A 25,573-nucleotide genomic window follows, 5' to 3' on the forward strand; every position below is an offset into this window, starting at 1 on the left:
TATCTGCGGTACCACCTAATTTGATTCTTTAATCCACTCAAAAATTATAACGCATAACCGTCTCAACTACTTAATTCGTATCGAAGCTAGGCGGTGAATTTCTATACCGTTACAAGATGGCCTCTCATCATCTACCACTTGCTTTACTTGAATAGTATAGCTTTTATCCGCTTTGGCTAAAATTATTCATAAGTATTGATGCAGCTATTGCTGCATTTAATGATTCAATTTTCCCATCCATTCTTATGGATACAAAATCATCTGACAAATCTTTTAAAGATTCACTTATTCCATTAGCCTCGTTTCCTATAGCTAATATTATTTTATCATAAGATTTAAATTTTTCTACTGATTTTCCATTCATATCAGCCAAAATCAGCTTATAATTTTTACTAATTAAATATTTTACATCTTCTAATTCTAAATCAATAAAATTCAACCTAAAAATAGATCCCATGCTTGCCCTTATAGTTTTTTCATTGTATAAATCTACACAATTATTTAGAAAAATTATATCTTTAAAAGAAAAGGCCTCAGCACTTCTTATTATCGTGCCAAGATTTCCCGGATCTTGCATATGATCTAATAGTAATACCTTATTAGAAGAAATTTCTTTTTTTTCTTTTATTTTTATAACAGCTGAAACTCCCTCAGGATTTTCAAGCAAAGATAGCTTATCAAATAAATTATTTGAAAAAACTATCTTTTTAAAATCTGTTTTATAATCTTTCATATCTTCATTTACAAAAACAAATTCACATTCAAAATCCTCCGGAATTTGGTCAACTATTTTTATAGATTCTACTATGAAAGAGTTAAACTTTTTTCTATATTTCTTCTTTTTAAGTTTATTTATATACTTGTATTTTTCGTTAGATTCTGATTTTATTATCATTAAGCTGCTTGGTTAGCAATCTCTACTAATTTTGTAAATTCTTCTGGGCTTGATACAGCAATTTCTGCAAGCATTTTTCTGTTTATATCAATGTTTGCTTTTTTAAGATTTCCCATTAATTTAGAATAGCTTGTTCCATTTGCTCTTGCTGCTGCATTTATTCTTGCAATCCATAATTTTCTGAAATCTCTTTTTCTTCTTTTTCTACCAATAAAAGCATATTGTAAAGATTTCATTACTGCTTGGTTTGCAGTTTTGAAAAGTAATGATTTTGAACCGTAGTAACCTTTAGCTTGTTTAAGAACTTTTTTATGTCTTTTTTTTGCGTTTAATGCTCTTTTTACTCTTGCCATTATGTCCTCCTATTAGATATTTAATAATCTTTTAATGTTTTTAGCATCACCTTTTGAAGCGATTGTAGATTTTCTTAATTTTCTTTTTCTTGCTGGTGTTTTCTTAGCTGTAAGGTGTCCCTTGTAAGCTTTATGTCTTTTTATTTTTCCACTGCCTGTTACTTTAAATCTTTTTGCAGCTGCTCTTTTTGTTTTTATTTTGTTCTTAGCCATTTTTTCCTCCTAATTTTCTTCGGTATTTGGTGAGATAAATAATACTAGTGATCTTCCTTCCATTGCTGGTTTCTTATCAACTTGTGCACAATCTCCAACAAATTCCATAAATTTATCTAATAAATCATAGCCTAAGTTTTTATGACCCAATTCTCTACCCTTAAATCTTACAGAAACTTTAACTTTGTCGCCATTGTTTAAAAATTTCTTTGTTTGATTTGCCTTTGTTTCTAAATCATGATCTTCAATATTTAAGCTAAATCTTGTTTCTTTTGTTTGTGTTGTTTTTTGTTTTTTCTTATTTTCTTTAGCTTTTTTCTCTTGGTCGTATTTAAATTTTCCATAATCCATGATTCTTGCAACTGGTGGCTTAGCATTTGGTGACATTAATACTAGATCCAAATGTTTATCGAAAGCTCTATCCAAGGCTTCGTTTTTAGATACAACACCAATTTGTGATCCGTCTTCATCTATAAGTCTAAGCTTATTGTCTCTTATTTCCTCATTAATTTTTAAGTCTTTTATAATGTTACCTCCAAATATTCGCATAAAAAAATGGGTACTCAAAGTACCCAAAAAATTTACAATATAATTAGAAATATTCTAATAGAGATTGTAACCTGAAAACTAAAGGTCGGCAGGTGAGTATCGGGTACTTCTTTAACTCTCTTTTGATATGATACAAGAATTTTCTTTCTTTGTCAAATTTTCTTTTTAATTTCTTTTGTTTAATATTCTTGCCATTTCAACACCAGATGCTGATGCTTGAGATAGGGAATGCGTTACTCCTGATCCATCTCCAAGAACAAATAAATTATTTTGACTTGTTTCAAATTCTTCGTTTACTTCTACAACAGAATTATAAAATTTAACTTCTATTCCATATAAAAGTGTATCATCATTAGCCATTCCTGGTGCAATTTTATCAAGAGCATAAATCATTTCTATAATATCATCTAGTTGTCTTTTTGGCATTACTAATGATAAGTCTCCTGCTGTTGAATTTAAGGTTGGTCTTAAGAAAGATTTTTTCATCCTTCTTTCTGATGATCTTCTTCCTTTTACAAGATCTCCAAATCTTTGCATTAATACTCCACCACCAAGCATATTTGAAACTTTTGCTATTGATTCTCCGTATTCATTAGAATCTTTGAATGGTTCTGTAAATCTATTTGTAACTAAAAGTGCAAAGTTTGTATTATTTGTTTGAAGTTCTGGGTTTGCGTATGAGTGACCATTTACAGTTATAATTCCATTTGTATTTTCTGTTACTACTTCTCCATAAGGATTCATACAAAATGTTCTTACTAGATCGTTATATTGTTTTGTTTGATATACGATCTTTGCCTCATAAACTTTATCTGTTATATGTTTAAAAACTTCTGCAGGAACTTCTACACGAACTCCAATATCTACTCTGTTTTTTTTCATTTCAACATCAAAATCTTGGCAAGTTTCTGAAATCCATTTTGATCCTGATCTTCCGGCAGCAAGAACTAGGTATTTACATTTTATTGTTTCGTTTTTGTCAGTTTTTACAAAATAATATCCGTCTTCAAATTCTACACTTATAACTTTTGTCATAAATTCAAAATCTATTGTATCTTTTACATAATCATAGATTTTTTGTAGAATTTCTCTATTTCTTTCTGTACCAAAGTGACGAACTTTTGCTGTTAATAAGTGAAGATCATTTTTCAGACACTCTGTTTTTAAACCAGTATTTTCTGTTGAATAAAGTGTTGCATCTCCCTTATCAAAATCCATCAAAACATCATCAACATATTCCATTAATTCTAGAGCTTTTTTTTCTCCAATATAATTATGTAAATCTCCACCAAAATTGGTTGTAATGTTATATTTTCCGTCAGATAAAGTTCCTGCTCCACCAAATCCGTACATTATATTACATGGTTTGCATCCGATACAAGAATCTACTTTTCCTTCAGAAATCGGACATTTTCTCGCCTTAACTTTTCTCCCTGCATCTATCACACAAACTTTTTTATTTGAATTTAATTTGGTAAATTCGTAGGCCATAAAAGATCCACTTGCTCCGCTGCCTACTACAACAACATCATATTCTTTCATAATATTCCTTTCTTACTTTTGCATACATTAGTAATTATAGCATTTAAACCAATAAAAAGAAATGATTTTATATACTTTTAGCTTCAAATTTAATATAATAAAAAATAGAAAGGAGAAATTCATGAAAGAAAATAAGAAAAATTTATTTTTTTCAACTACAATATTTAGCTTATCTATAATTTTGGCTTTAGTATTTTATGATAGACTTCCTGAAAGAATTCCAATTAATTTCGATTATTCTTCAAGCGCTGACTTTTATGCCAACAAAACCAAGACTCTTTTATTTGTTATTACTTTTTTGATTTTACTTTATATTGCACTTTTTTTGATTATTAGTCTTGATCCAAAATCTGAAAAGCATGACCAAAATTACAAACATATATTTTTATTGTTTATTCCTATTTTAAATTTTTTGATTGTAAGTTTAACTATCTGGAAAACTTATAATGAAAATATTGATGTAGAAAGAATTATCTTAGCTCTTATTTCGTTATTAGTTGCCATAAGTGGGATTTTTATGCCAAAAATAAAAAGAAATTATACCATGGGTTTTAGAACTTCTTGGGCAATGGAAGATGATTATGTGTGGAAAAAAACTCAAAAGTCTGCTGGTATTTTATTTTTTATTAGTGGAGTTTTATCCTTATTTGCCTTAACATTATCACTTAAATATGGCCTTTATGTCCTTTTGTCCTCTTTATTAGTTTCATGCCTAATTACCTTTATTTATTCTTATTTGGCTTATAGAAAAAATAAAAAATTTTCCTAAAATTAATTTTATTTATTATTTGACTTTGTGTTATTTTTACACAAAGTCTTTTTTTCTTGTTTTTAGTCTAAATCAGATATATAATTAGTAAAATTATAAATAAATACAGAAAAAAATAAAGGGGAAAAAATGAGTAAAGAATTTTCAATTACGGGAAATAAGGCTATTTTAAATTTATCCGAGCAATTTTTCAATGATGTAAATGAATTATTAAACAGTGATTCTTTCTTAGAACTTACTAAATCATTTATAAATTATCACAAAAAAGATTCAACAAGAGTTTACGCTTACATAGAACAATTTTTCATAAATTCTTCAGTAGATTCTCTTGCAACAGAACTTACTGATATTTTAAAACTTCTAACTGTTATGAATATTGAGGAAATTTCTACTAAAATAAACAAATATCATAATTTAGAAAAACAAAAAGAAGGTTTGTTAAAAATAGTTGAAGAATTTTACAATTATTGGAGAAATTTAGAAAGATATTCTATTATCGAACAAAATGAAAATTCCAGAGGAGTGGGAGTTGTAAATTTTGTTGAAACAAATGAAAAGTTGAAAAATATGATTCTTCAAGCCTACAGAAGAGTTGAAATGAGCATTTTGGGAGTATGGCCAAAAGTTTATAGACAAGTTCCAGCAGCTGCTGATGCCTCTATTATGATTAGAAATTTTAATAAAAATTATCCAAAAACTTATCAATGTCTAAATGATATTCCATTTATTACTCAAGTTATGATAGAAACTCCTTATATTACTTATACTAAATCAAATAAAAGAGATGGAATTTTTGAAGAAGTTTACGAAAATCCTATTATAAATACAAAAATTAATCCAGATCATTTTTTCTGTTATCCAGCAAAAGTTGGAGATAATTTAATTTATATTTATTTTCACAGAGATTTATTAACTCATGGTGTGTCGGCATCAAATCTTTTTGAACTTGCTGATGTTGATGATATTGAAAACAAAAAATCTGATGCCGTTTATATCTACGGACCAAAAGATAAAGTTAATAAGAAAAATTCATTTTTTTATGATGAAGAAATCAAATTGTATGTTGGATATATTGCCTATTCAGAAAAAATAGATTATTTTGGTTATTTGAAAAAAATGGTCTTAACTTTAAATAATGTTATTAATATAAAAAAGGGATATCTACCAATTCATGGCGCTGGTCTTTCTGTAGTTTTACAAAATGATAAAACTGTAAACATCGTAATTCTTGGTGATAGTGGAGCTGGAAAAAGTGAATCAATAGAAGCATTCAGATCTCTTGCCAAAGATTATATAAAAGAAATGACAATTGTTTTTGATGATATGGGATCTTTTAGAATCAAAAATAATAAAGTTTATGCTTACGGAACTGAAATTGGTGCTTTTGTAAGACTTGATGATCTTGATGCAGGATATGCATTCAAACAAATCGACAGATCAATTTTTATGAATCCAGATAAGGTAAACTCTAGATTGATAATGCCAGTTCCAACTTTTGATGAAATTAATTTAGGATATCCAGTAGACTTCTTCCTCTATGCTGATAATTATTCTGCAGTTGTTGAAAATTGCAATTCAATAGAGCTTTTTAAAAATAAACAAGATGCCATAAGAGTTTTCAAAAGAGGAGCAAGACTTGCCAAAGGAACAACAACAGAAAAAGATCTGGTTCAAACATATTTTGCAAATCCTTTTGGTCCAGTACAAAAAAGAGAAGAATGTGATAAATTATTAAACAAATATTTTGATAATTTATTTAAAAATAAAGTAAAGGTAGGAACAATAAAAACTCAACTTGGTCTAAGTCATATGCAATTTGAAGGCCCAAGATCTGCTGCTATTGAACTATTTGAATTAATTAAAAATATTTAAAAATATAAAAAAACTCAAGAAAATTAATACTTTCGCTTGAGTTTTTATATTATTTATTTACTATATCAATTGCATCTTTAATTAGTCTTGGTGAAATTTTACAATTTTGTTCACTTACTGCACATACCGCAAATCTTAAACCATTATTATTTGAAACGATAAACATATCTTTTTCTTTTAATTTTTCAGAAACTTCTTTTGAACTTTTGCAAGGAATAGAAATAAAAAAACCACCAAAATAAGGAAGAGTTACAAGTCCTACTTCTTTTGCATTTTCCACAAAATATTTAGCTCTTTTTTCTAACATTTTCCTATAAAATTCAAGTTCCTTAGCATATGATTTTTTCTTTTTCTCATCCTTTTCTAAATCAACCAAAATATTCATACCTACATGAGTGATATTTGACCAAATTGCCCTATTAGAATGTTTCATTGAATAAAAAAGACTATCTGCAATATCTTCTTTTGAAGAAACAATTATACAAGCTCCCGATCTTAGGCCATAGGCTGTATAAGATTTGCTCATAGAATAAGCTATACAAGTTATTATATTTTCCTTTAAAGATCCAAATTTTTGAAAAAATTTCTTTTGACTTCCATCACCTGCAAATTCGATATAGGCAACATCCAACAAAATACTTATAAATTTTCCTTCAACCGCCCTATCATCTATAATATCTAAAATTTTATCCCACATCGAATCAGATATTGTAAAACCCGTAGGATTATTTGCTGGTGAATTAAACACGCACAAAGCTCTATCTTTTTTTTCCAAGGCATAGTCCAAGGCCTTTGTAAATTCTACCAAATTAAATTCATAATTTTCATCCAAAAATTCATGATTTAGAAACTCTCTCTTATACTCTTCGCACATAGTTTTATAGGCTGGCCAATACCAATTTGGGCAAACAACATAATCACCCTCATCTAACAGTGACCAAAAAGTATGCCTTACTGCACCAGTCCCACCAACTGTTGCAACTGATCTTATAAAACCTTTAGGTCTATAAGGACCAAAACACCTATTCGTAACCAAACCCAAAAAATCTTTATCTCCCTCTATTGCTCCATAGCTAGCAATATCTTTTTTATCCATATTCTTTAAAGTATGGTAAACACTATTAAAAGCAATAATATTTCCATCATCATCTATCATAGTTCCCAAAGTTGAATTAATCACCTTATCTTTACCTTTTTTTTCAATAGCTTTCTTACAATCTCCACTTATTTTAAAAATTGCATCTTCAAGTATAGGCCATTTCGCATGATCTGCTATAATATTTTGTCCCATAATTTCCCCTCAAAATACATTATTATTAAAAATATTGTATCATTTTTTATTTATTTTTAAAAGTAAAAAATATTGCTTAATTTATGATAAATTAGTAAAATGTTTGTAAGGAGGATATTATGGATGAAAAATTAAAACAAGATAAGTTAAATAAACTATCTAGAGTATCTTATGAGGTTACACAAAATTCTTGTACAGAAAAACCTTTTTCTAGTATTTATAATGATTTTTATAAGGATGGAATATATGTAGATATAGTAAGTGGAGAGGTTTTGTTTTCATCTTTAGATAAATTTGATTCTGGATGTGGTTGGCCTTCTTTCTCAAAACCACTAGAAGATAATATAAAAGAAAATGAAGATTTATCTCATGGAATGATAAGAACAGAAGTAAAATCAAAAAATGCTAATTCACACTTAGGTCATGTTTTTAAAGACGGTCCTGATGATAAAGGTGGATTAAGATATTGCATAAATGGGGCAAGTCTAAAATTTATTCCAAAAAAGAAATTAAAAGATGAAGGATATGAAAAATATCTATATTTATTTGAATAAATATTAAAAAAGCAGAAAATTTATTTCTGCTTTTTTTATTCGTATGATCCTTTTTTTAGGATTTTTTTATCTTTTTTCATAAACTTACCTTCAGAAATTACCCCATCAATATCTAAATTTTCATCCAGTAAAAGTAAATTTGCTATATAGCCTTCTTTAATAAATCCAACTTCTTTGTCAAGCTTTAATACTTTTGCAACGTTAGATGTAAAAGGCTTGATTGCATCTTCTAAATTTTCTCCTTCATCTACAATTTCTTTAATTGCCTTTATTCCAGTATCAACTGGTGAGTATCCAATTTCTATTAGATTACCCTCATCATCGTAATTTGACCATGAACCAAATCCATCTGATGAAAAGGTAATTTTATCTAAAACATTTTTTTCCTTTGCCATTTTATAAGCCAAGCTGTCTGGGAAATCTTTATTTATTCCTGACGTTAAATCTATATATCCACCATTTTCGGCAAATTCTAAGGCTTCATCAAATAATTTTTTATCCCTATTTACATGTGTTGGCCTAAATATTGTAATTGGAAGATTTGAAAATTTTAGGGCATCATTAATTTGATTAAAATAAAATTTTCCACTTCCCATATGAATTGTTACATGTCCGCTTTTACCAGAAATCATTCCAGCAACCCTTGCTTCTGCCCCAATCCTTTGTAATTCTTTATAATCAAGACAAGAATCCCTGTGATCATTTGCTGCAATTTTTACTCCAATAAGTTGATTTACAAAAATTATATCTTTTTTTACAGACCCTGTAATCGTTGGTGATGGATAAGCGTAAGAGCCTGTTAAGGAATATGTTTTTATTCCTTCATTTGTTAGGGCCAGTGATTTTGCCACAAGATTTTCTACACTTCTTGTTTCAGAATCTGTTCCCAAAAGTCCAACTACAGTAGTTATTCCTGCCTCTATTAATTTTGAAAGGGTAATCTCTGGAACCCTTGTTTCAAATCCACCTTCTCCACCACCACCGGTTATGTGGATATGTTGGTCAATTAAACCAGGTATAAGAGTTTTTCCCCCTGCATCATAAATTTCATCTAAAGGATAATCACAATCTCCTTCAAATATTTTTTCTATTTTTTCATTTGCTATCAAAATATTTTTTATCTTATTTTCACATAGAATTTTTACATTTTTAATTAAAATCATACTTTTTCACCTTCCGCTATTAAAAAATCTTCTTTTTCTTTTTCAGTTATTTTTGTTATTCCAATTCCTGTAAAGGCTAAAATTATAGCAAAGACAATTCCCATATAATTTAAAACTGCCCAAGGTAGGTAGGTCAAAGTATCTACACCAAGAGTAGCGGCCATGTAAGCACCAGCTGCAGACCAAGGAATCAATGGGACTAATACTGTTCCTGAATCTTCAAGAGTCCTTGATAAGTTTTTAGGGTGAAGATTTCTTTCAAGATAAACTTTTCTGAATAATTCTCCAGGAATTAAAATTGAAAGGTAAGAGTTTCCTGTTACAAAGGCAACTGTAAAACATGAAGCTATAGTTGACAATATTACTCCAAAAGTTGTCTTTACCCTTGTCAAAATTGCATCCAAAACAACATCAAGCATACCAGATGTTGACATAACTCCAGCAAATCCCATAGAACAAAATACCAAAACTGTTGTTGTAGTCATGGAAACTGCACCACCTCTGTTTATTAGAGTTAAGATATCATCAATAATTTTTCCATCAAACCCTGTCATCTCTACATTAAATCCATTAACCATAGAAATAAATCCATCTTTTAAGCTAAATCCTTGAACAAAAATTCCGATTACAACCGATACCAAGGAGTTTACAATCATGGTTGGTAGAGTTGGAAATTTTAATACTGAACCAATTAACATAATTAAAACAGGTAGTAGTAAAATTATATTCCAATTATAAATTCCAGAAAGTTGGCTTTGAATAATTTTTACAGATTCTGTGCTTGCTCCTGTTGATTTTGAAGAAAGACCAACAATTAAATATACTATTATCGAAACAATAGATGATGGTAAAGTTGTATAAAGCATGTGTTTGATGTGGTCATACAATTGTGATCCTGCTGCAAGAGGAGCTAGGTTTGTTGTATCTGAAAATGGTGATAATTTATCTCCAAAGTAAGATCCTGCTACAACTGCCCCTGCAGTTACGGCTAAGTTCATTCCAAGTCCTTGTGAAATTCCCATAATAGCAACACCAATTGTTCCTGCAGACCCCCATGATGTTCCTGTGACTGTAGATAAAACTGCAGCTATTAAAAAGGCACTTACGTATAAAAATCTTGGGTTAATAATTTGAACACCATAATAAATAATCATAGGAACAGTTCCTGAAAACATCCAAGCCCCTATCAAAAGTCCTACTGACCATAAAATCAAAGTAGCAGGAAAGGCTGATGCAATTTTTTCTATAATTCCCTTTTGTAATTCTTCCCATGTGTAGCCTAATTTTATTGCTATTATACTTGCAATACTAGCACAAATTAATATTATTGGTTCTGCCCTTAATTTTAAAAATCCTACTCCAATTGTAAGAAGGACAATCATAATAACCAAGGGCGATATCGCCTGAAATGTCGTTGGTTTAAGTTTCTTTTTTTCCATTTTTTATTCCTCCACTAATTTTTTTATCATTTTAACTCATTATATAATAAAAACAATCTATGCGTCAAACTATTAATATAAAAAATTAATTTGTTATTTTTTATCTTTTTATTTATACTTGCTGAATTTTTCTAAAAATAAAAAACCACCAACTTATAAAAAGTTAGTGGTTAAATTAAAAATTATAATTATTTTTGAGAAATACCTTCTTCTCTTGCACATTTTGCAACAGATTCTGCAACTACATCTGCAACTCCCATATCAAATGCTGATGGAATTACATAATCTTCTGTAATTTTATCATCTGGAATTAGACTTGCTATAGCTTCTGCAGCTGCAACTTTCATTTTTTCTGTAATTTTTGTTGCATGAACTGACAAAGCTCCTTTGAAAAGCCCTGGGAAAGCTAGAACATTATTAACTTGATTTGGATAATCACTTCTTCCTGTTCCAACAACTTTTGCCCCTGCTTCTTTTGCATCTTCATAAGTAATTTCTGGATCTGGGTTTGCCATAGCTAAAACTATTGGATCACGTCTCATTGATTTTACCATTTCCTTACTTACCTTATTTGGCACAGAAACCCCAACAAAAATATCAGCATCTGCCATAGCTTCTTCTAATGTGAGATCTTTATTATCTTTATTTGTTTCTTTTGCAAGTTTGTTATATAAATCTTTTGAATATTGTTCACCCTCTTTTAAGATTCCTCTAGAATTAAAAGCATAAATATCGTTAATTCCAAAATCATTTAACATTCTTACAATTGAAGAGCCTGCAGCTCCAACTCCTGATATAACCACATTACATTCTTCTGGTTTTTTATTTACTAATTTTAAAGAGTTTATTAAAGCTGCAATTGTAACTATAGCTGTACCATGTTGGTCATCGTGGAAAACTGGAATATCTAACTCTTCTTTTAATCTTGTTTCTATCTCTATACATCTTGGTGAAGAAATATCTTCAAGGTTTACTCCACCAAAAGTTGGTGCAACTTGTTTTACAAATTTAATAATTTCTTCAGTATCTGTAGTATCAATTACTAGTGGAACTGCATTAAGTCCACCAAATTTTTTAAACAAACAAGCCTTTCCTTCCATTACAGGAAGTGCAGCCTTTGGACCAATATCTCCAAGTCCCAATACAGCTGTTCCGTCAGAAATTACTGCTATTGTATTTGCCTTTCCAGTATAAATATAAGCATCATCCTCATTTTCGTGGATTTTTTTACAAGGTTCTGCTACTCCTGGTGAATAAACTAGGGATAAGTCATCTTTGTTTTCTAATTTCGCTTTTAATTCTGTTGAAATTTTTCCTTGGATTTCTTTGTGCAATTCAAGTGCTTTTTCTTTTAGATTTTCCATTTTTTTCTCTCCTTATACCATTTTTTCTGGTTTTACTAATTCATCAAATTCACTATCTTCTAAATAACCTAATTCATGACTTGCTTGTTTTAATGTCAAATTATTATTAAAAGCATATTTAGCAATTTTACTTGCCTTATCATAACCAATATGTGGTGATAGGCTTGTTACAAGCATTAGGGAATTTTCTAAATTTTTTTCAATATTTTTTTCATTAGCTACAAGACCTTCTAATAATTTTTCTCTAAAACATTTTAATGATTTAGATAAAAGAGTAATTGAATTATCCATTGAATGAATTATTAAAGGCATATAAGCATTTAATTGTAATTGACCTTGAGTATTTGCCATTGATATTACAAAATCATTTGCCATTATTTTTATACAAATCATAGTTATTGATTCAACTTGAGTTGGATTTACTTTTCCTGGCATAATTGATGATCCTGGTTCGTTTGCTGGAATTGTTAGCTCACTAATTCCACATCTTGGTCCACATGATAAAAATCTTATATCATTTGCAATCTTATAAAGGTCTGTTGCAAGGGCCTTTATTGTTCCATGAACATTTACTAGGGCTGATTTTGATGATAATTGGTAGAATTTATTTTTATCAGATTTAAATTTAAAACCATAAAAATCTGAAAGTTCCTTTGCCATTTCATCGCCAAATTCTTTTTTAGCATTTATTCCTGTTCCAACGGCAGTACCACCTATAGCAAGGTAGGTCAATTCTTCTTTTACTTCTTCTAAAACTTTCAAATCTCTTTCAAGGCAAGTTCTCCATGCAGAAATTTCTTGAGAAAGTTTTACAGGAGTTGCATCTTGAAGATGAGTTCTTCCTGTTTTAATTATCTCTTTATTGTCATCTTCTAATTTTTTTATGGCATCTATTGTTTTTGGCAATTCTTCCAACAATTTTTCACTTAAATTTTTGTAAGTTGAAAGGTGCATTGCAGTTGGGAAAACATCGTTTGATGATTGGCTCATGTTAACATGATCGTTTGGATGGATAATTTTCTCATTTTCATTTGCAATATGGCTTACAACTTCATTGACATTCATATTTGTCTGTGTTCCTGAACCTGTTTGCCAAACTGTTAGTGGAAATTCATTATCGAATTCTCCTTTTAAAATTCTATCGCAAGCATTAACAATTAATTCTTTTTTATTATCATCTAATTTCCCCTCTTTATTATTTACAATAGCAGCACATCTTTTTATACTTGCTATAGCCATAATTTGAGAATGTGGTATTTTTTCAACATCTTGAGGAAAATTTTCTAAAGATCTTTCAGTTTGTGCTCCCCAATAATGATCAGCTGGAACATTAACAATTCCTAGAGAATCTTCTTCTTGTCTAAATTTCATTTTTTACCTCTTTTAAAATTCTTCTTTTGCATACTCTTTTAATCTATCTATAAAAATATTTGCTATTCTTTTTAATTTGTGATTCTTACAGTAATTTATCATGGTTGTTCTTGATGATAAACCTTCTTTTAATTTAAAATATATAAGATCATCTCTTTCTTCCTTTAACATCGATTCAGGAAGGATTGCAAGTCCAAAATTTTCTCTTACACATTTTTGCGCTATAAATATAGAATCAGTTTCAAGAACTGTTTTTAACGAATTTTCAGTAAATTTATCAAGTTCTTGATATTGTAAAACTAAATTTTGTCCTTTTTTCATTCTTATAATATTTTGTCCAGTAAGTTTTTTGGATTCTATTGATTTTATTTCTCCATTACCTTTCAAGTATTTTTTTAGAGGATTTTTATTTGACATAGCCAAATATACATTTTCTCTATATAGATTTATACTTTCCAAATCATCATATTTATCAGTTTCATAGGTAATTGCAAAATCACAAATTCCATTCCTTGCAAATCGATTAAGCTGGTCAGTTTTAGCTTCAACAAGTTTAATTTTTATACCAGGATAATCCTTATTAAACTTATTTAAGACTTTGGATAGGAAAAAATAAGTTTGATAGTCGGTAGAACCTATTGAAATCTCTCCTATTTTAAGTGTATTTATTTCCTCGATTTTTAACAGGGTGTTCTCCCTTAATTTTTCTATATCTTCAAGAGACTTTTTATATATAAGACCTGCTTCAGTAAGCTTCATGGGCTTAAAATCCCTATCAAATATCCTAACTCCCAATTTTTTTTCAATCCTAATTATATGTTGGCTTAAAGCTGATTGAGATATATAAATTTTTTTTGAAGCAGAAGTTATTGAACCATATTTTAATATAGCCCTTATATATTCCAAGTCTATATCAGACATATTTACTCCTAAATTTCGATATTTTTTTGAAGTTTTAATCCTAGTTTTAAACTTTCATTTACTAATTCTTTTTCACTATCTATAATAGGATAAGAATCTCTTTTTTCATCTTCACTATTTATAAATGAAGCTTCAGTACATCCAATTATTATGTAATCTGCTCCCTCATCTATCATCTTATCCAGTGTTTTGTGATATCTATTGAAATTTATTGTTCCACTTTCTTTCACATCTTTATAAAGACAATCATTTATATTTTCTTGTAGTTTTCTTGAAGATACTAAGGCTTTATGACCACAATTTTCTATAATATCTGTAAATAAGCGACTTTTAATAGTTCCTTCTGTTGCAAAAATTCCTATAGTTGAAGGTTTTTTTAGCTTATTTAACTTATTTTCAACAAGCTCAATCATATTTATGATTGGTTTTTTTGTAAGTTTTTGTAAGTCATCATAGAAAAAATGAGCAGTGTTACATGTAATCACATAAAAATCTGGATTTAGTTTATCAACACTTTCTATATCTTCTTTTAGAAAATCATAAGGATTTTCTTTAGACTTTTTTAATATAAAGGAGGTTCTATCGGGGATTGTAGCATGATTTAATACCATATAATTTAAATATTCTTGATCTGAATTTGGTTTGTAGACCTTATTTAAATCATTCAAAAAATTGGTTGTAGCTAAAGTCCCCATTCCTCCCAAAATTACAAAGAAATTTTTCATAACTTAAAAGCTTACTTCTTCCATTTCTGGTTTTTCGTCTGATAAGTATCTTTCTTGATCTAATAATTTTTCAGCTGTTGCTGATACAAATGTAGAAACAACGTCACCTGTTACGTTAAGAGCTGTTCTAAACATATCTACAATTCTTTCAACACTCATAATTAAACTTACACCTTCTACAGGAAGTCCTACTGATGAAAGAACCATTGATAGCATAATCATTCCACTTCCAGGAACTCCTGCTGTACCAACTGATGATAAAACAGCAGTTAAAATAACAGTTACTAAATTTCCAAATGTCAAATCTATTCCATAAGCATTTGCTATAAATATTACTGCACAACCTTGATAAATTGCAGTACCATTCATATTAATCGTTGCACCTAGAGGAATTGTAAAAGAAGAAATTTCTCTTGGAACTCCAAGTGTATCACATGATGATAATGTTAATGGAATTGTGGCATTTGATGATGCTGATGAAAAAGCAAAGGTATAAACCGGAAATACTTTTTTCAAGAAATGGCTTGGACTTTTCTTTGAAGTTAAAGAAATTAACGGGATATATGCAATTAGTATTAAAATTATCATTGAACCTAATACTGCTCCTAAGAAAGTTAGAAGTGGTCCTACTATTCCAAGTCCTATATCTGTAAATGTTCTAGCAATTAAAGCAAACACACCAATTGGTGCAGCCTTCATTACTAAAGCTGTAACTTTCATCATAAAATCATTTCCAACATTCATAAAGTCTTCTAATAATTTTAATTCTTGGCCAAATTTTCCTATAACTATACCTGATAAAAATGCCCAAAATATTACTTGAAGCATATCACCATTTGCCAATGATTCAATAGGATTTTTTGGAATTATATTTACTAATGTTTCAATTAATGTTGGAGCTTCTTCAGCTTCAGCTGCTGGTGATGCAGATTTACTAGCTTCTGCAAGATTCATACCAACACCTGGTTTTAATAATTTTGCTAAAAATAAAGCTATAGCTATAGCAATGGCTGTTGTTATTAAATATAAAACCAAAGTTCTAACAGCAACTCTCCCAAATTGGGAAATATCTCTCATTTGCATAACACCTGTACCAATTGAGAAAAATACAAGTGGTACTACAAGCATTTGTAATAATCTAACAAAACCTTGTCCAAATAAGAAAAATATACCATCAATCAAAACAGATTTTTTAAAAAATCCATCAGGAACTAAGTAGTGTAGTGCTATACCTACTACAAGACCAATGAGCATTGATAATAATATTTTTTTAGTTGGGCTCATTTTTTTCTTATTATTCTCAGTCATAATTTCCTCCTAATATTTATTTTTCATCCAATTTATCCTCTTCTAAGATTCCAGGTGTAATCATTTTTTTGAAGTCTAATATTTTATCAAGTTCTTCTTCTTTTAATAATTTTTCTTCAAGAACAATCTCTCTTACAGTTTTTCCTGTATCTTGTGCTCTGTGAGCAATTTTACTTGATTTTTCATATCCAATATGTGGAGCAAGTGCTGTTACAAGTCCTACACATTTTTCAACTTCTTCTAATAATAATTCTTTATTAGCTGTGATTCCATCTATGCAATTAATTCTTAGAGTATAGATTGCACCTTTTAAAGCTCTTAGAGATTCAAAAAGTTTGTAAAAAATGACTGGTTCAAAAGCATTAAGTTCTAATTGTCCAGCTTCAACTGCCATAGTTACTGTAGTATCATTACCACAAACTGCAAAAGCTACTTGGCTTACAACTTCTGGTATAACAGGGTTAATTTTTCCTGGCATTATAGAAGATCCTGCTTGTCTTACTGGCAAGTTAATATCACCAATTCCTGTTTGTGGACCTGAAGACATTAATCTTAAGTCGTTAGAAATTTTTGAAAGTGAAACTGCAAAAGTTTTTAAGATTGATGATGCATATAAAAATCCATCCAAATTTTGTGTTCCATCAACTAAATCTTCTGCTTGTTTTAAATCAAGACCTGTAACTTCTTTTAATACATCAACTATTTCATTTACATATGTAGCATCAGCATTAAGGCCGGTTCCTATTGCAGTTGCTCCTAGGTTTACGCTTGATAAAGCTTCGATTGCTTTTTCCATTCTCTTATAATCTCTTTTTATAACAGAATGATAAGCATTAAATTCTTGACCTAAGCTTATTGGAACTGCATCTTGAAGTTGAGTACGTCCCATTTTGTAAACATCTTTAAATTCTTTTGCTTTTTTATCAAAAGATTCTAAAAGTTTTTCACATTCTTCTTTAAGTTCCATAAAATATCTAACAAGAGCAATTTTACCACTTGTAGGAATAACATCATTTGTAGATTGTCCCTTATTAACATCATCATTTGGATGAACCTTATCATAAACTCCAAGAGCTCCACCAAGTTGTTCATTAGCAATATTTGCAATAATTTCATTAGTATTCATGTTGTAACTTGTTCCAGCTCCACCTTGGATTGGATCAACTATAAAATTATCCTTATATTCTCCTGACAAAAGTTTGTCACAAGCATAAATAATTGCATCTTTTTGATCTGTTGATATAAGGTCTAACTTTTCATTTTCTATAGCTGCAGCTTTTTTAACTTCAACCATAGCATCTAAAAATTTATCATCAGCTTTTAGACCTGTAATTGGGAAATTTTCCTCTGCTCTTTTAGCGTTTGCACCATAATAGGCATTTTCTAAAATATCCATTTCACCTACAGAATCATGTTCTCTACGAAACTTAGTCATTTTCAACCTCCATAAATTCACTTAAATTTTTTGAATCCTCTTCAATTATAATAAATATTAGTATCTATTTTCAAATATAATTATATAGAAAACGTTTCTTTAAGTAAAATTACTAATTCATAATTATTTTAATAAGTTGTAACTTATAGTATTAATAATTCAATCTTTAACCATATTAAAAACTCAAATTTTTTTAAAAATTTAAATAAAATTTATAAGAAAATGATTTTAGTAAAAGCTTTTCCTGATAAATATAAATATAACTAATTATTTCATTAGTTGATACTTCTCAAATTATTATTTTTTATTTTAAATTTAATATAAAAAACTGGTGAAAATTTTCACCAGTTTTTAGTTATCTTTAGTTAAATTAAATTATTTTCTTTTAACATTATTTCAATATCTGTATCTTTAATTCTTTTTTTCAAATTATGTTGAACTAATTTTGGAATTGGAAGATCTGGTTTTTGATAATCATTTAGAGCACTTGCAGCATTCATCAAATATCTTAAATCATATCTTGATGCATAAACTTCTGGTATTCCCTTTTCTACATGACATAATGCATAAACAGCTTCCATTGCAGTTCTTCCAGAATATTCTGTCGTAAATACTGTATCTCTTCCAGGTCTATCTAAAGTTTCAGCAAATTGTCCTAAAAAGGCAAAGTTAACTGCATTTTTTGGAACAACATATGGTCTATCACCAAATTCACGTGGTTCAAAATGACTTGTTATATATGGCATCATTACAGGAATTGCTGAACAATCTTCTGCAAGTCTATCAATTTCAGAAGTTGGAACTCCAATATGGTACAACCATTCTTTTGTAATTTCCTTACCTGTACAATCTCTCATAGCTTTTTCTATATAATTTCCTTTTTTATCTGAAAATAATCCATAAACCCATACGCAAACATCATCTTTTGGTTGGCCAACATATTGAGGTTGTCTATTAATAGTCCAACTCATTAACCAATTTGAATCTTTTACTGTTACAATTCCACCTGTTACAGTTCTTCCAGTATAAGGTGATCTTTGAGTTATTTTTTCAATATAATCAATAACTTCTCCCCCATGAACTGTTACTGTACATGATTCCCAATTTGTTCTTTCAACATTTTGGCAGAATTTATCTGGATGACCAAATTCATCAGATTTTAAAGCAATATTTCTCCACAATTCCCAACTTCCACCAAGATCTGCAGAAAGAGTAGCTGGAGTATTATCATCACCATAGCTTGAAGATTCTGTCATTGAACCATTAGTTATAAATACCAAATCATCTTCAGTTAATTCAATAGATTTATCTTCTTTTTTACTATTTTCCATGACTAATTTTGTAGCCATTTTCTTATCATCACTTAGGTAAAAATCTATATCCTTTACAGTAACTCCATACTCAAATTTTGCTCCTTGATCTTTTAACCATTTAGCAATAGGTTTAACTATAGATTCGTATTGATCATATTGAGTAAATTGAAGAGCAGAAAGTGTAGGAAGGCCTCCAACATGATGGATAAATCTATTCAAATAAAGTTTCATTTCTAAAGCAGAATTCCAATTTTGGAAAGCAAACATTGATCTCCATAAAATCCAAAAATCACTATTTAAAGTTTCATCACTAAAGACTTCATCAATTTGTTTATTCACTAATTTTTCATCAGCAGTAATAGTAAGATCAATTATTTCTTTTAATGCTTTGTCGCTTAAATTAAATTTTTCTTCATCATATCTTTTTCCATTTTCATGAATTATACGACATTTACTATAATTTGGATCATCCAAATTTGTATAAAAGAAATGATCTAAAATAGATTCATCTGGATTTTCGGAAGAAGGAACTGCGCTATAAAGGTCCCATAAAATTTCAAAATGGTGACCCATTTCTCTTCCACCACGGGCAACATATCCCATGTGTTCTTCTTTATAAGCCCCATCTAAACTTCCACCTGGCAAATCTAATTGTTCTAAAAAAGTAATATTTTCTGCTTTCATATGGGCATCTTTTACCAAAAATCCTCCAGCAGATAAAGCTGCAAGGCCAGTACCTATAATATAAGCCTTCTTCTTATCAATATCTTTTGGTTTTCTTGCTTTTACAAGAGAATGATAATTACCATTTACAAATTTCACTCTGTCATCATAAGAATTTTTCATCATAATATATATCCTTTTTATAAGATGAATTTTTAGCTGGTAAAATTTATCAGTTAAAATATAATAAACACTATTAAATATATATATTAAGATTTAATCAATACATATTAAACCTAAATATTTTCTATAAATTATTTATACCAAAAAATTATGTTTAAAAATTGTTCATTAATTATAAATTAATTAATCTAATAAAAATCACAAAAATAAATCACAATTAAAAAAATGTACAAAAAAAGCACTCACTTTTGAGTGCTTAAATCTGGTGCAGGATAGAAGACTTGAACTTCCACGTCCTAAAATCGGACACAAGATCCTTAGTCTTGCGCGTCTGCCAATTCCGCCAATCCTGCAAGCTACCCTTATATAATACCAATTTATATTATCCTTGTCAATTTTTTATAATTTTTTTATAAGCTGTGAATAGTTTTATTTATTTTTAATATATTTTATTATAATATATCCTAGTTTTCTGCATTTAAGAATATAATAAAATGAAATTTATCAAATATTTTTTCAATTTTTTATTTAAGGGTAATATACAAAAAAGGAGGTCTTATGAAAATTATTGCACACAGGGGCTTTTCTTCCCTTTATCCAGAAAATACAATGCTTGCTTTCAAAAAAGCTTATGAAATGGGAGTTTATGCTATTGAGCTTGATATTCATTTGTCTAAAAATAATGAGTTAATTATAATTCACGATGAAAAAATTGATAGAACAAGCAATGGAAATGGATTTATTAAAGATCATAGCCTAGAAGAATTACAAAAATATTCTTTTTCTTATAATAAAGATTTTGAAAATATTAGGATTTCAGATTTAGATGAATATTTTTCTTTTTTTAAAGATAAGGACGTTTTAACAAATATAGAGATTAAAACTAATGTAATAGAATATCCAAATATAGAAAAACTTTTGATGGGAAAAATTTATGGGTATGGTTTGGTTGATAAAGTTTTTATTTCTTCATTTAATTTAAATTCACTAAAAAGAATAAGAGAAATTGATACAAAAATTCCTCTAGCTTATTTAACTAGCAAAAAGATTGATAATATAAAAAATATTTGTGAAGATTTGAATTTGCAGTATTACCATCCAAAAAATACAGCTATTAGTCCTCAAGAAATTATAGATTTAAAAGAGATGGGTGTTTTAACTAATATTTGGTTTTCAAATAAAAAGGAAGATTATAAGAAACTAGAACTTTTAAATCCAAATGGAATTATTACAAATCATGTTGAAAAATTTATAAAAAAAATCTAGCAAAATTTTGCTAGATTTTTTATTTATATTTTATGCATGAACATTTTCTTTTAGATTTTCTCTTGCTTGGCTCATCATCAATTTTACTCTATTGATTTGATTTACTTCACTTGCACCCGGATCGTAGTCAATTGCTACAATATTTGCTTGAGGGTAAATTTCTCTTATTTTTTTCATTACACCTTTTCCTGTAATATGGTTTGGTAGACAACCAAATGGTTGAATACAAACAATATTCGGAGCATCTTGATGGATTAATTCTACCATTTCCCCTGCAAGTAGCCAACCTTCTCCTGCTTGATTTCCTATGCTTGTAACTTCTTTAGCAAAATCTACTACATCATTTATATAAACAGGTTCTGAAAATCTTTTTGAATTTTTTAAGGCTTTTCTTATTGGTTTCCTATAAATTTCAATTGTATTTATAGCAGTTTTTCCAAAAAATGCCGCCAACGGACTTTTTCCATATAAATCTTTTTTTATTTCTGTATTTTTTAAACAATACATAAAGAAGTCCATTAAATCTGGAACAATTACTTCTGCTCCTTCTTCTTCTAAAGTATCTTGAAGGTGATTATTTGCTTCTTGTAAATATTTTACAAGAATTTCTCCAACAATTCCTGCTTTTGGTTTTTTGATATCCAAAATTTCAACATTGTCAAATTCTTCTACAATGTCTTTTATAATTTTTCTATAAGTTTTTGAACTCATTTTAATAATATTATCTCTACAGATTTCAATCCATTTCTCTTTTAATTTATTAACAGATCCTTTTTCTTTCTCATAAGGTCTAGTTGCATTTGAAACCCTATTTATTAAATCTCCTAAAAGTAAAGACCTAATTGAATTAATTAAAAGTGGTATATTTGAAACTTTTTTAAGGTCAAAACCTGAATGTGATTCTATTCCTTGGGCTGATAAGGCAATTACAGGAATTTGTGGATAGCCTGCATCTTTTAAGGCCTTTCTTATATAGCCAACATAATTAGATGCACGACAAGCTCCTCCAGTTTGAGTCATTAAAAGTGCTAATTTATCCGGATCATATCTTCCAGAATTTACAGCCTCCATAAATTGACCTACAACTGTAATTGATGGATAGCAAGAATCATTGTTTACATATTTCAAACCATTATCAATAACTTTTTCATCAACTTTATTTAAAAATTCAACATTATATCCATTTCCATTAAAAAGTTTTTCTAAAATTTGAAAATGCTCTCTTGCCATTTGTGGAGCAAGAATTGTGTAGCCTTCATCTTTCATTTCCTTTGTAAATTCATGGTTTTTATAAGAAATCTTATCTTCTCTTTTTCTTAGATGAATATCTTCTTTATTTTGTTGGCTTAAAGCTTGAATTAAAGATCTAATTCTAATTTTTACAGCTCCAAGATTTGAAACTTCATCAATTTTTAAAAGTGTATAAATCTTTCCATTTGCCTCTAAAATATCTTGAACTTGATCAGTTGTTACTGCGTCAAGCCCACAACCAAATGAATTTAATTGAACCAATTGAAGACAAGGATCTTTTCCTACAAATTCTGCTGCCCTATATAGTCTTGCATGATATGACCATTGATCCAAAACTCTAGTCTTATTTTCCAAATCTTCTGTAGAATAAGCAAGGGCATCTTCCGATAAAACTGGAATTCTCATAGACTCAATCAATTCTGGAATTCCATGATTTATTTCAGGATCTATATGGTAAGGACGACCTGCAAGAACTATGGCTTTTTCATTATTTACATGAACATATTCAAGTATTTCTCTTCCCTTTTTTCTAATATCTTCATGATAATCTGCTTGTTTTGTCCAAGCATTTTTTACTGCATTTATTATTTGATTTTTCTTTAAAACAAATCCATTATGTTCATATCCTTCAAAAATTTCTACAAGTCTATCTCCAATAATTTTTTCAGATTCAAATGAAAGATATGGTGCCATATATTTAACATTTTTTAAGCCGTCTACATTATTTTTAATTACATCAGGATATCCTGATACAACTGGGCAATTCATATGATTTTGTGCCCTATCAAATTGCTTATATTCATAAAAAATTGCTGGATAAAATAAAATATCTATATTTTTTTCCAATAAATTTTCTATATGACCGTGGGTGATTTTTGCTGGATAACAAGCAGTTTCTGATGAAATTGTTGCAATTCCTTTTTCATAAATTTCTCTACTTGATTTGTCTGACAAAACAACATCAAAACCAAGAGATGTGAAAAATTCATGCCAGAAAGGATAATCTTCGTACATATTTAAAACCCTTGGTAGACCAACTTTACCTAGAATATTTTTATCTCCTAAAGTAGGTCTATCAAATAATAGTTTATTTTTAAATTTGTACATATTAAGATCTGCCAAAGTTTCTTCTTGTTTTACTCCAGCTCCTCTTTCACATCTATTTCCTGTAATAAATCTTGATCCGTCTGGGAAAATATTTATTTGTAGAGAACAATTGTTTGTACATTTTCCGCACCTTGCAGATTTTTGTGTGTAAGTAAAATTATCAATTTCAGCTTCTGATAAAATTTTGGAATGACCTGTTGATTTTTCTTTGGAAATCAAAGCCATACCCATAGCTCCCATAAGTCCAGAAATTTCAGGTCTTGTTACATTTCTTGATGATAATTTTTCAAAAGATCTTAAAATTGCATCTCCATAAAAAGTTCCACCTTGAACAACTATATTTTCACCTAAAGATTTTGGATCACGAACTTTTATAACTTTTTGGATAGCATTTTTTATTACTGAATAGCATAGTCCTGCTGCAATATCAGAAACATCTGATCCTTCCTTTTGAGCTTGTTTTACTTTTGAATTCATAAAAACTGTACATCTTGAACCCAAATCTGCTGGTTCTTTTGCAAAAAGAGCTTTTTGTTGAAATTCTTCTACTGAAAGTCCTACACTTGCTGCAAAAGTTGACAAGAATGATCCACATCCTGATGAGCAAGATTCATTTAATTGGATTGAATCTATTATTCCATCTCTTATATGCATAGCCTTCATATCTTGGCCACCAATATCCAAAATAAAATCTACATTAGGATCAAAAAAATTAGCTGCTGAATAATGAGCAATAGTTTCCACTTCTCCATTATCAATATGAAGAGCCTTTCTAATAAATTCTTCCCCATAACCACAAATTCCTGATGAAACAATTTTAGCTTTTGGTGAAATTTTTTTGTAAGCATCTTTTAGCATAGAAATTACAACTTCAAGTGGTTTTCCAAGATTCATCCTATAATCTTGGTGTAATATTTCATTATCTTCACTAATAAGGACAATTTTTGAAGTAGTAGAGCCTGCATCTATTCCTAGGTAAATTTCTCCTTCATAATCTTCAATATTTCTATATTTTACAAGATTAGTCTCATGTCTTTTCTTAAATTCTTGATACTCTTTTTCATCTTCAAAAAGCCTATCCATTTTTTTAGTCATTTCCATATCAACTTTTTTATCTTCCTCTAAAGATTTAATAAGTGATTTATAAGAAATAGGATTTTCATTTTTTGATAAAATCGCAGCACCTTTTGCAACATAAATTTGCGCATCATCTGGAATATAAAAATTATTTTCTTCTTCTCCTAAAGTTTCTATAAATCTATCTCTAAGAGCTTTTAGAAAATGAAGAGGTCCACCCAAAAAAGTTACATTTCCTTTAATAGGCCTACCACAAGCAAGATTTGAAATTGTTTGATTTACAACTGATTGGAAAACAGAAATAGCTATATCTTCTCTGCTTGCTCCTTGATTCATTAAAGCTTGAATATCAGTTTTTGCAAAAACTCCACAACGACTTGCTATAGGATAAATTTTTTTATAATTTTTACTCAAATCATTTAGACCTGAAGCATCAGTATCAAGTAATGCTGCCATTTGATCTATAAAAGCGCCAGTACCACCAGCACAAATAGAATTCATTCTTTGCTCAACTGAACCTTTCAGATAAGTTATCTTTGAATCCTCACCACCAAGTTCAATTACAACATCAGTTTGGGGAATAAATTCTTTTATAGCCTTTGTTTCGGCAATAACTTCTTGAACAAAATTAATTCCCAAATATTTTTCAACAAACATCCCACCGGATCCTGTAACATTAACTGTCAAAAAATCATCTTTAAACCTATCATAAGCTTCATTTAAAACATCTGTAACTGTTTGTTTTACATCTGATTTATGTCTTCTGTAGACAGAATAAAGAGTGTTAAAATTATCATCAGTAATAACGATCTTTACTGTCGTAGAGCCGACATCAAGTCCCATATGTAAATTCATACACTTTCCCTTCCTATATATTAAAAATTTATTTTATATTTAAAATCAACATAGAATTTATATAAAATCCTATCATATATATTTTATTCCAATA

Annotated in this window: 20 protein-coding genes and 1 tRNA gene; 4 read left to right on the forward strand and 17 right to left on the reverse strand. The window is 29.0% G+C overall.

Translation table 11 applies throughout. The features are described from left to right. Positions 1 to 163: 163 nt before the first annotated feature. From ASHG_RS06590 to ASHG_RS06610, 5 genes are all read right to left on the reverse strand, one after another. Entirely contained in the window at positions 164 to 895 is a 732-nt protein-coding gene (locus tag ASHG_RS06590) for a TrmH family RNA methyltransferase (RefSeq protein WP_040398459.1), read from the reverse strand. Further along, positions 895 to 1,248: a 50S ribosomal protein L20 gene (gene rplT / locus ASHG_RS06595; RefSeq protein ID WP_040398460.1), complete on the reverse strand. Its 354-nt coding sequence runs from the start codon at positions 1,246 to 1,248 to the stop codon at positions 895 to 897. Before rplT ends, ASHG_RS06590 begins: the two co-directional genes overlap by 1 nt. Before the next feature lie 12 nt (positions 1,249 to 1,260). Beyond that, a complete protein-coding gene (gene rpmI / locus ASHG_RS06600; protein WP_040398462.1) occupies positions 1,261 to 1,461 on the reverse strand; it encodes a 50S ribosomal protein L35 in 201 nt (66 codons plus the stop codon). A 9-nt stretch (positions 1,462 to 1,470) separates the two neighbouring features. Next, the gene (infC, locus tag ASHG_RS06605) at positions 1,471 to 2,010 is read right to left on the reverse strand and encodes a translation initiation factor IF-3 (protein ID WP_040398464.1); all 540 of its coding nucleotides are present in this window, start codon (positions 2,008 to 2,010) and stop codon (positions 1,471 to 1,473) included. A gap of 165 nt (positions 2,011 to 2,175) precedes the next feature. Next, positions 2,176 to 3,552: an NAD(P)/FAD-dependent oxidoreductase gene (locus ASHG_RS06610; protein ID WP_040398466.1), complete on the reverse strand. Its 1,377-nt coding sequence runs from the start codon at positions 3,550 to 3,552 to the stop codon at positions 2,176 to 2,178. Positions 3,553 to 3,673: 121 nt separating this feature from the next. Here ASHG_RS06610 and ASHG_RS06615 point away from each other — a divergent pair, with 121 nt between their 5' ends. Both ASHG_RS06615 and ASHG_RS06620 read left to right on the forward strand, forming a co-directional pair. Beyond that, positions 3,674 to 4,321 carry an SdpI family protein gene (locus ASHG_RS06615; protein ID WP_040398467.1) on the forward strand — a complete coding sequence of 216 codons (648 nt, stop codon included), beginning with the start codon at positions 3,674 to 3,676 and terminating at the stop codon, positions 4,319 to 4,321. A gap of 129 nt (positions 4,322 to 4,450) precedes the next feature. Beyond that, complete coding sequence (locus tag ASHG_RS06620) at positions 4,451 to 6,193, forward strand: hypothetical protein (RefSeq protein ID WP_040398468.1); 1,743 nt, start codon at positions 4,451 to 4,453, stop codon at positions 6,191 to 6,193. 49 nt (positions 6,194 to 6,242) lie between these two features. Here the strand turns inward: ASHG_RS06620 and ASHG_RS06625 are convergent, their stop codons facing one another. Continuing rightward, positions 6,243 to 7,484, reverse strand: coding sequence for a pyridoxal phosphate-dependent aminotransferase (locus ASHG_RS06625; protein ID WP_040398469.1), 1,242 nt, complete (start codon positions 7,482 to 7,484; stop codon positions 6,243 to 6,245). 119 nt (positions 7,485 to 7,603) lie between these two features. Here ASHG_RS06625 and msrB point away from each other — a divergent pair, with 119 nt between their 5' ends. Beyond that, positions 7,604 to 8,038, forward strand: coding sequence for a peptide-methionine (R)-S-oxide reductase MsrB (gene msrB / locus ASHG_RS06630; protein ID WP_040398471.1), 435 nt, complete (start codon positions 7,604 to 7,606; stop codon positions 8,036 to 8,038). A 35-nt stretch (positions 8,039 to 8,073) separates the two neighbouring features. Here msrB and iadA read toward each other — a convergent pair whose 3' ends face one another. From iadA to ASHG_RS06680, 10 genes are all read right to left on the reverse strand, one after another. Further along, positions 8,074 to 9,201, reverse strand: coding sequence for a beta-aspartyl-peptidase (gene iadA / locus ASHG_RS06635; RefSeq protein ID WP_040398472.1), 1,128 nt, complete (start codon positions 9,199 to 9,201; stop codon positions 8,074 to 8,076). Beyond that, positions 9,198 to 10,640, reverse strand: coding sequence for a Na+/H+ antiporter NhaC (gene nhaC, locus ASHG_RS06640; RefSeq protein WP_040398473.1), 1,443 nt, complete (start codon positions 10,638 to 10,640; stop codon positions 9,198 to 9,200). Before nhaC ends, iadA begins: the two co-directional genes overlap by 4 nt. 188 nt (positions 10,641 to 10,828) lie before the next feature. Further along, positions 10,829 to 12,004: an NAD(P)-dependent malic enzyme gene (locus ASHG_RS06645; protein ID WP_040398474.1), complete on the reverse strand. Its 1,176-nt coding sequence runs from the start codon at positions 12,002 to 12,004 to the stop codon at positions 10,829 to 10,831. A gap of 12 nt (positions 12,005 to 12,016) precedes the next feature. Beyond that, positions 12,017 to 13,375, reverse strand: coding sequence for a class II fumarate hydratase (locus ASHG_RS06650; protein WP_040398476.1), 1,359 nt, complete (start codon positions 13,373 to 13,375; stop codon positions 12,017 to 12,019). A 12-nt stretch (positions 13,376 to 13,387) separates the two neighbouring features. Then, positions 13,388 to 14,296 (reverse strand): LysR family transcriptional regulator, encoded by a 909-nt coding sequence (locus ASHG_RS06655; protein ID WP_040398477.1) that lies wholly within the window; start codon positions 14,294 to 14,296, stop codon positions 13,388 to 13,390. Between the two features lie 8 nt (positions 14,297 to 14,304). Continuing rightward, complete coding sequence (locus tag ASHG_RS06660) at positions 14,305 to 15,021, reverse strand: aspartate/glutamate racemase family protein (protein ID WP_040398479.1); 717 nt, start codon at positions 15,019 to 15,021, stop codon at positions 14,305 to 14,307. Between the two features lie 3 nt (positions 15,022 to 15,024). Further along, complete coding sequence (locus ASHG_RS06665; RefSeq protein ID WP_040398480.1) at positions 15,025 to 16,329, reverse strand: dicarboxylate/amino acid:cation symporter; 1,305 nt, start codon at positions 16,327 to 16,329, stop codon at positions 15,025 to 15,027. Between the two features lie 16 nt (positions 16,330 to 16,345). Then, the gene (locus ASHG_RS06670) at positions 16,346 to 17,764 is read right to left on the reverse strand and encodes an aspartate ammonia-lyase (protein WP_040398481.1); all 1,419 of its coding nucleotides are present in this window, start codon (positions 17,762 to 17,764) and stop codon (positions 16,346 to 16,348) included. Positions 17,765 to 18,129: 365 nt separating this feature from the next. Continuing rightward, positions 18,130 to 19,926: an oleate hydratase gene (locus ASHG_RS06675; RefSeq protein WP_040398483.1), complete on the reverse strand. Its 1,797-nt coding sequence runs from the start codon at positions 19,924 to 19,926 to the stop codon at positions 18,130 to 18,132. A gap of 260 nt (positions 19,927 to 20,186) precedes the next feature. After that, positions 20,187 to 20,276 (reverse strand) — tRNA-Leu (locus ASHG_RS06680). A 205-nt stretch (positions 20,277 to 20,481) separates the two neighbouring features. Between ASHG_RS06680 and ASHG_RS06685 the strand changes: the two genes are divergently transcribed. Beyond that, complete coding sequence (locus ASHG_RS06685) at positions 20,482 to 21,189, forward strand: glycerophosphodiester phosphodiesterase family protein (RefSeq protein WP_040398484.1); 708 nt, start codon at positions 20,482 to 20,484, stop codon at positions 21,187 to 21,189. A 30-nt stretch (positions 21,190 to 21,219) separates the two neighbouring features. On the opposite strand, the gene ASHG_RS06690 is transcribed toward ASHG_RS06685, so the two are convergent. Continuing rightward, positions 21,220 to 25,479, reverse strand: coding sequence for a 2-hydroxyacyl-CoA dehydratase (locus ASHG_RS06690; RefSeq protein WP_040398485.1), 4,260 nt, complete (start codon positions 25,477 to 25,479; stop codon positions 21,220 to 21,222). Positions 25,480 to 25,573 lie beyond the last annotated feature (94 nt).

Source organism: Anaerococcus senegalensis JC48, from assembly GCF_000321005.1.
GTDB classification, from domain to species: Bacteria; Bacillota; Clostridia; order Tissierellales; family Peptoniphilaceae; genus Anaerococcus; species Anaerococcus senegalensis.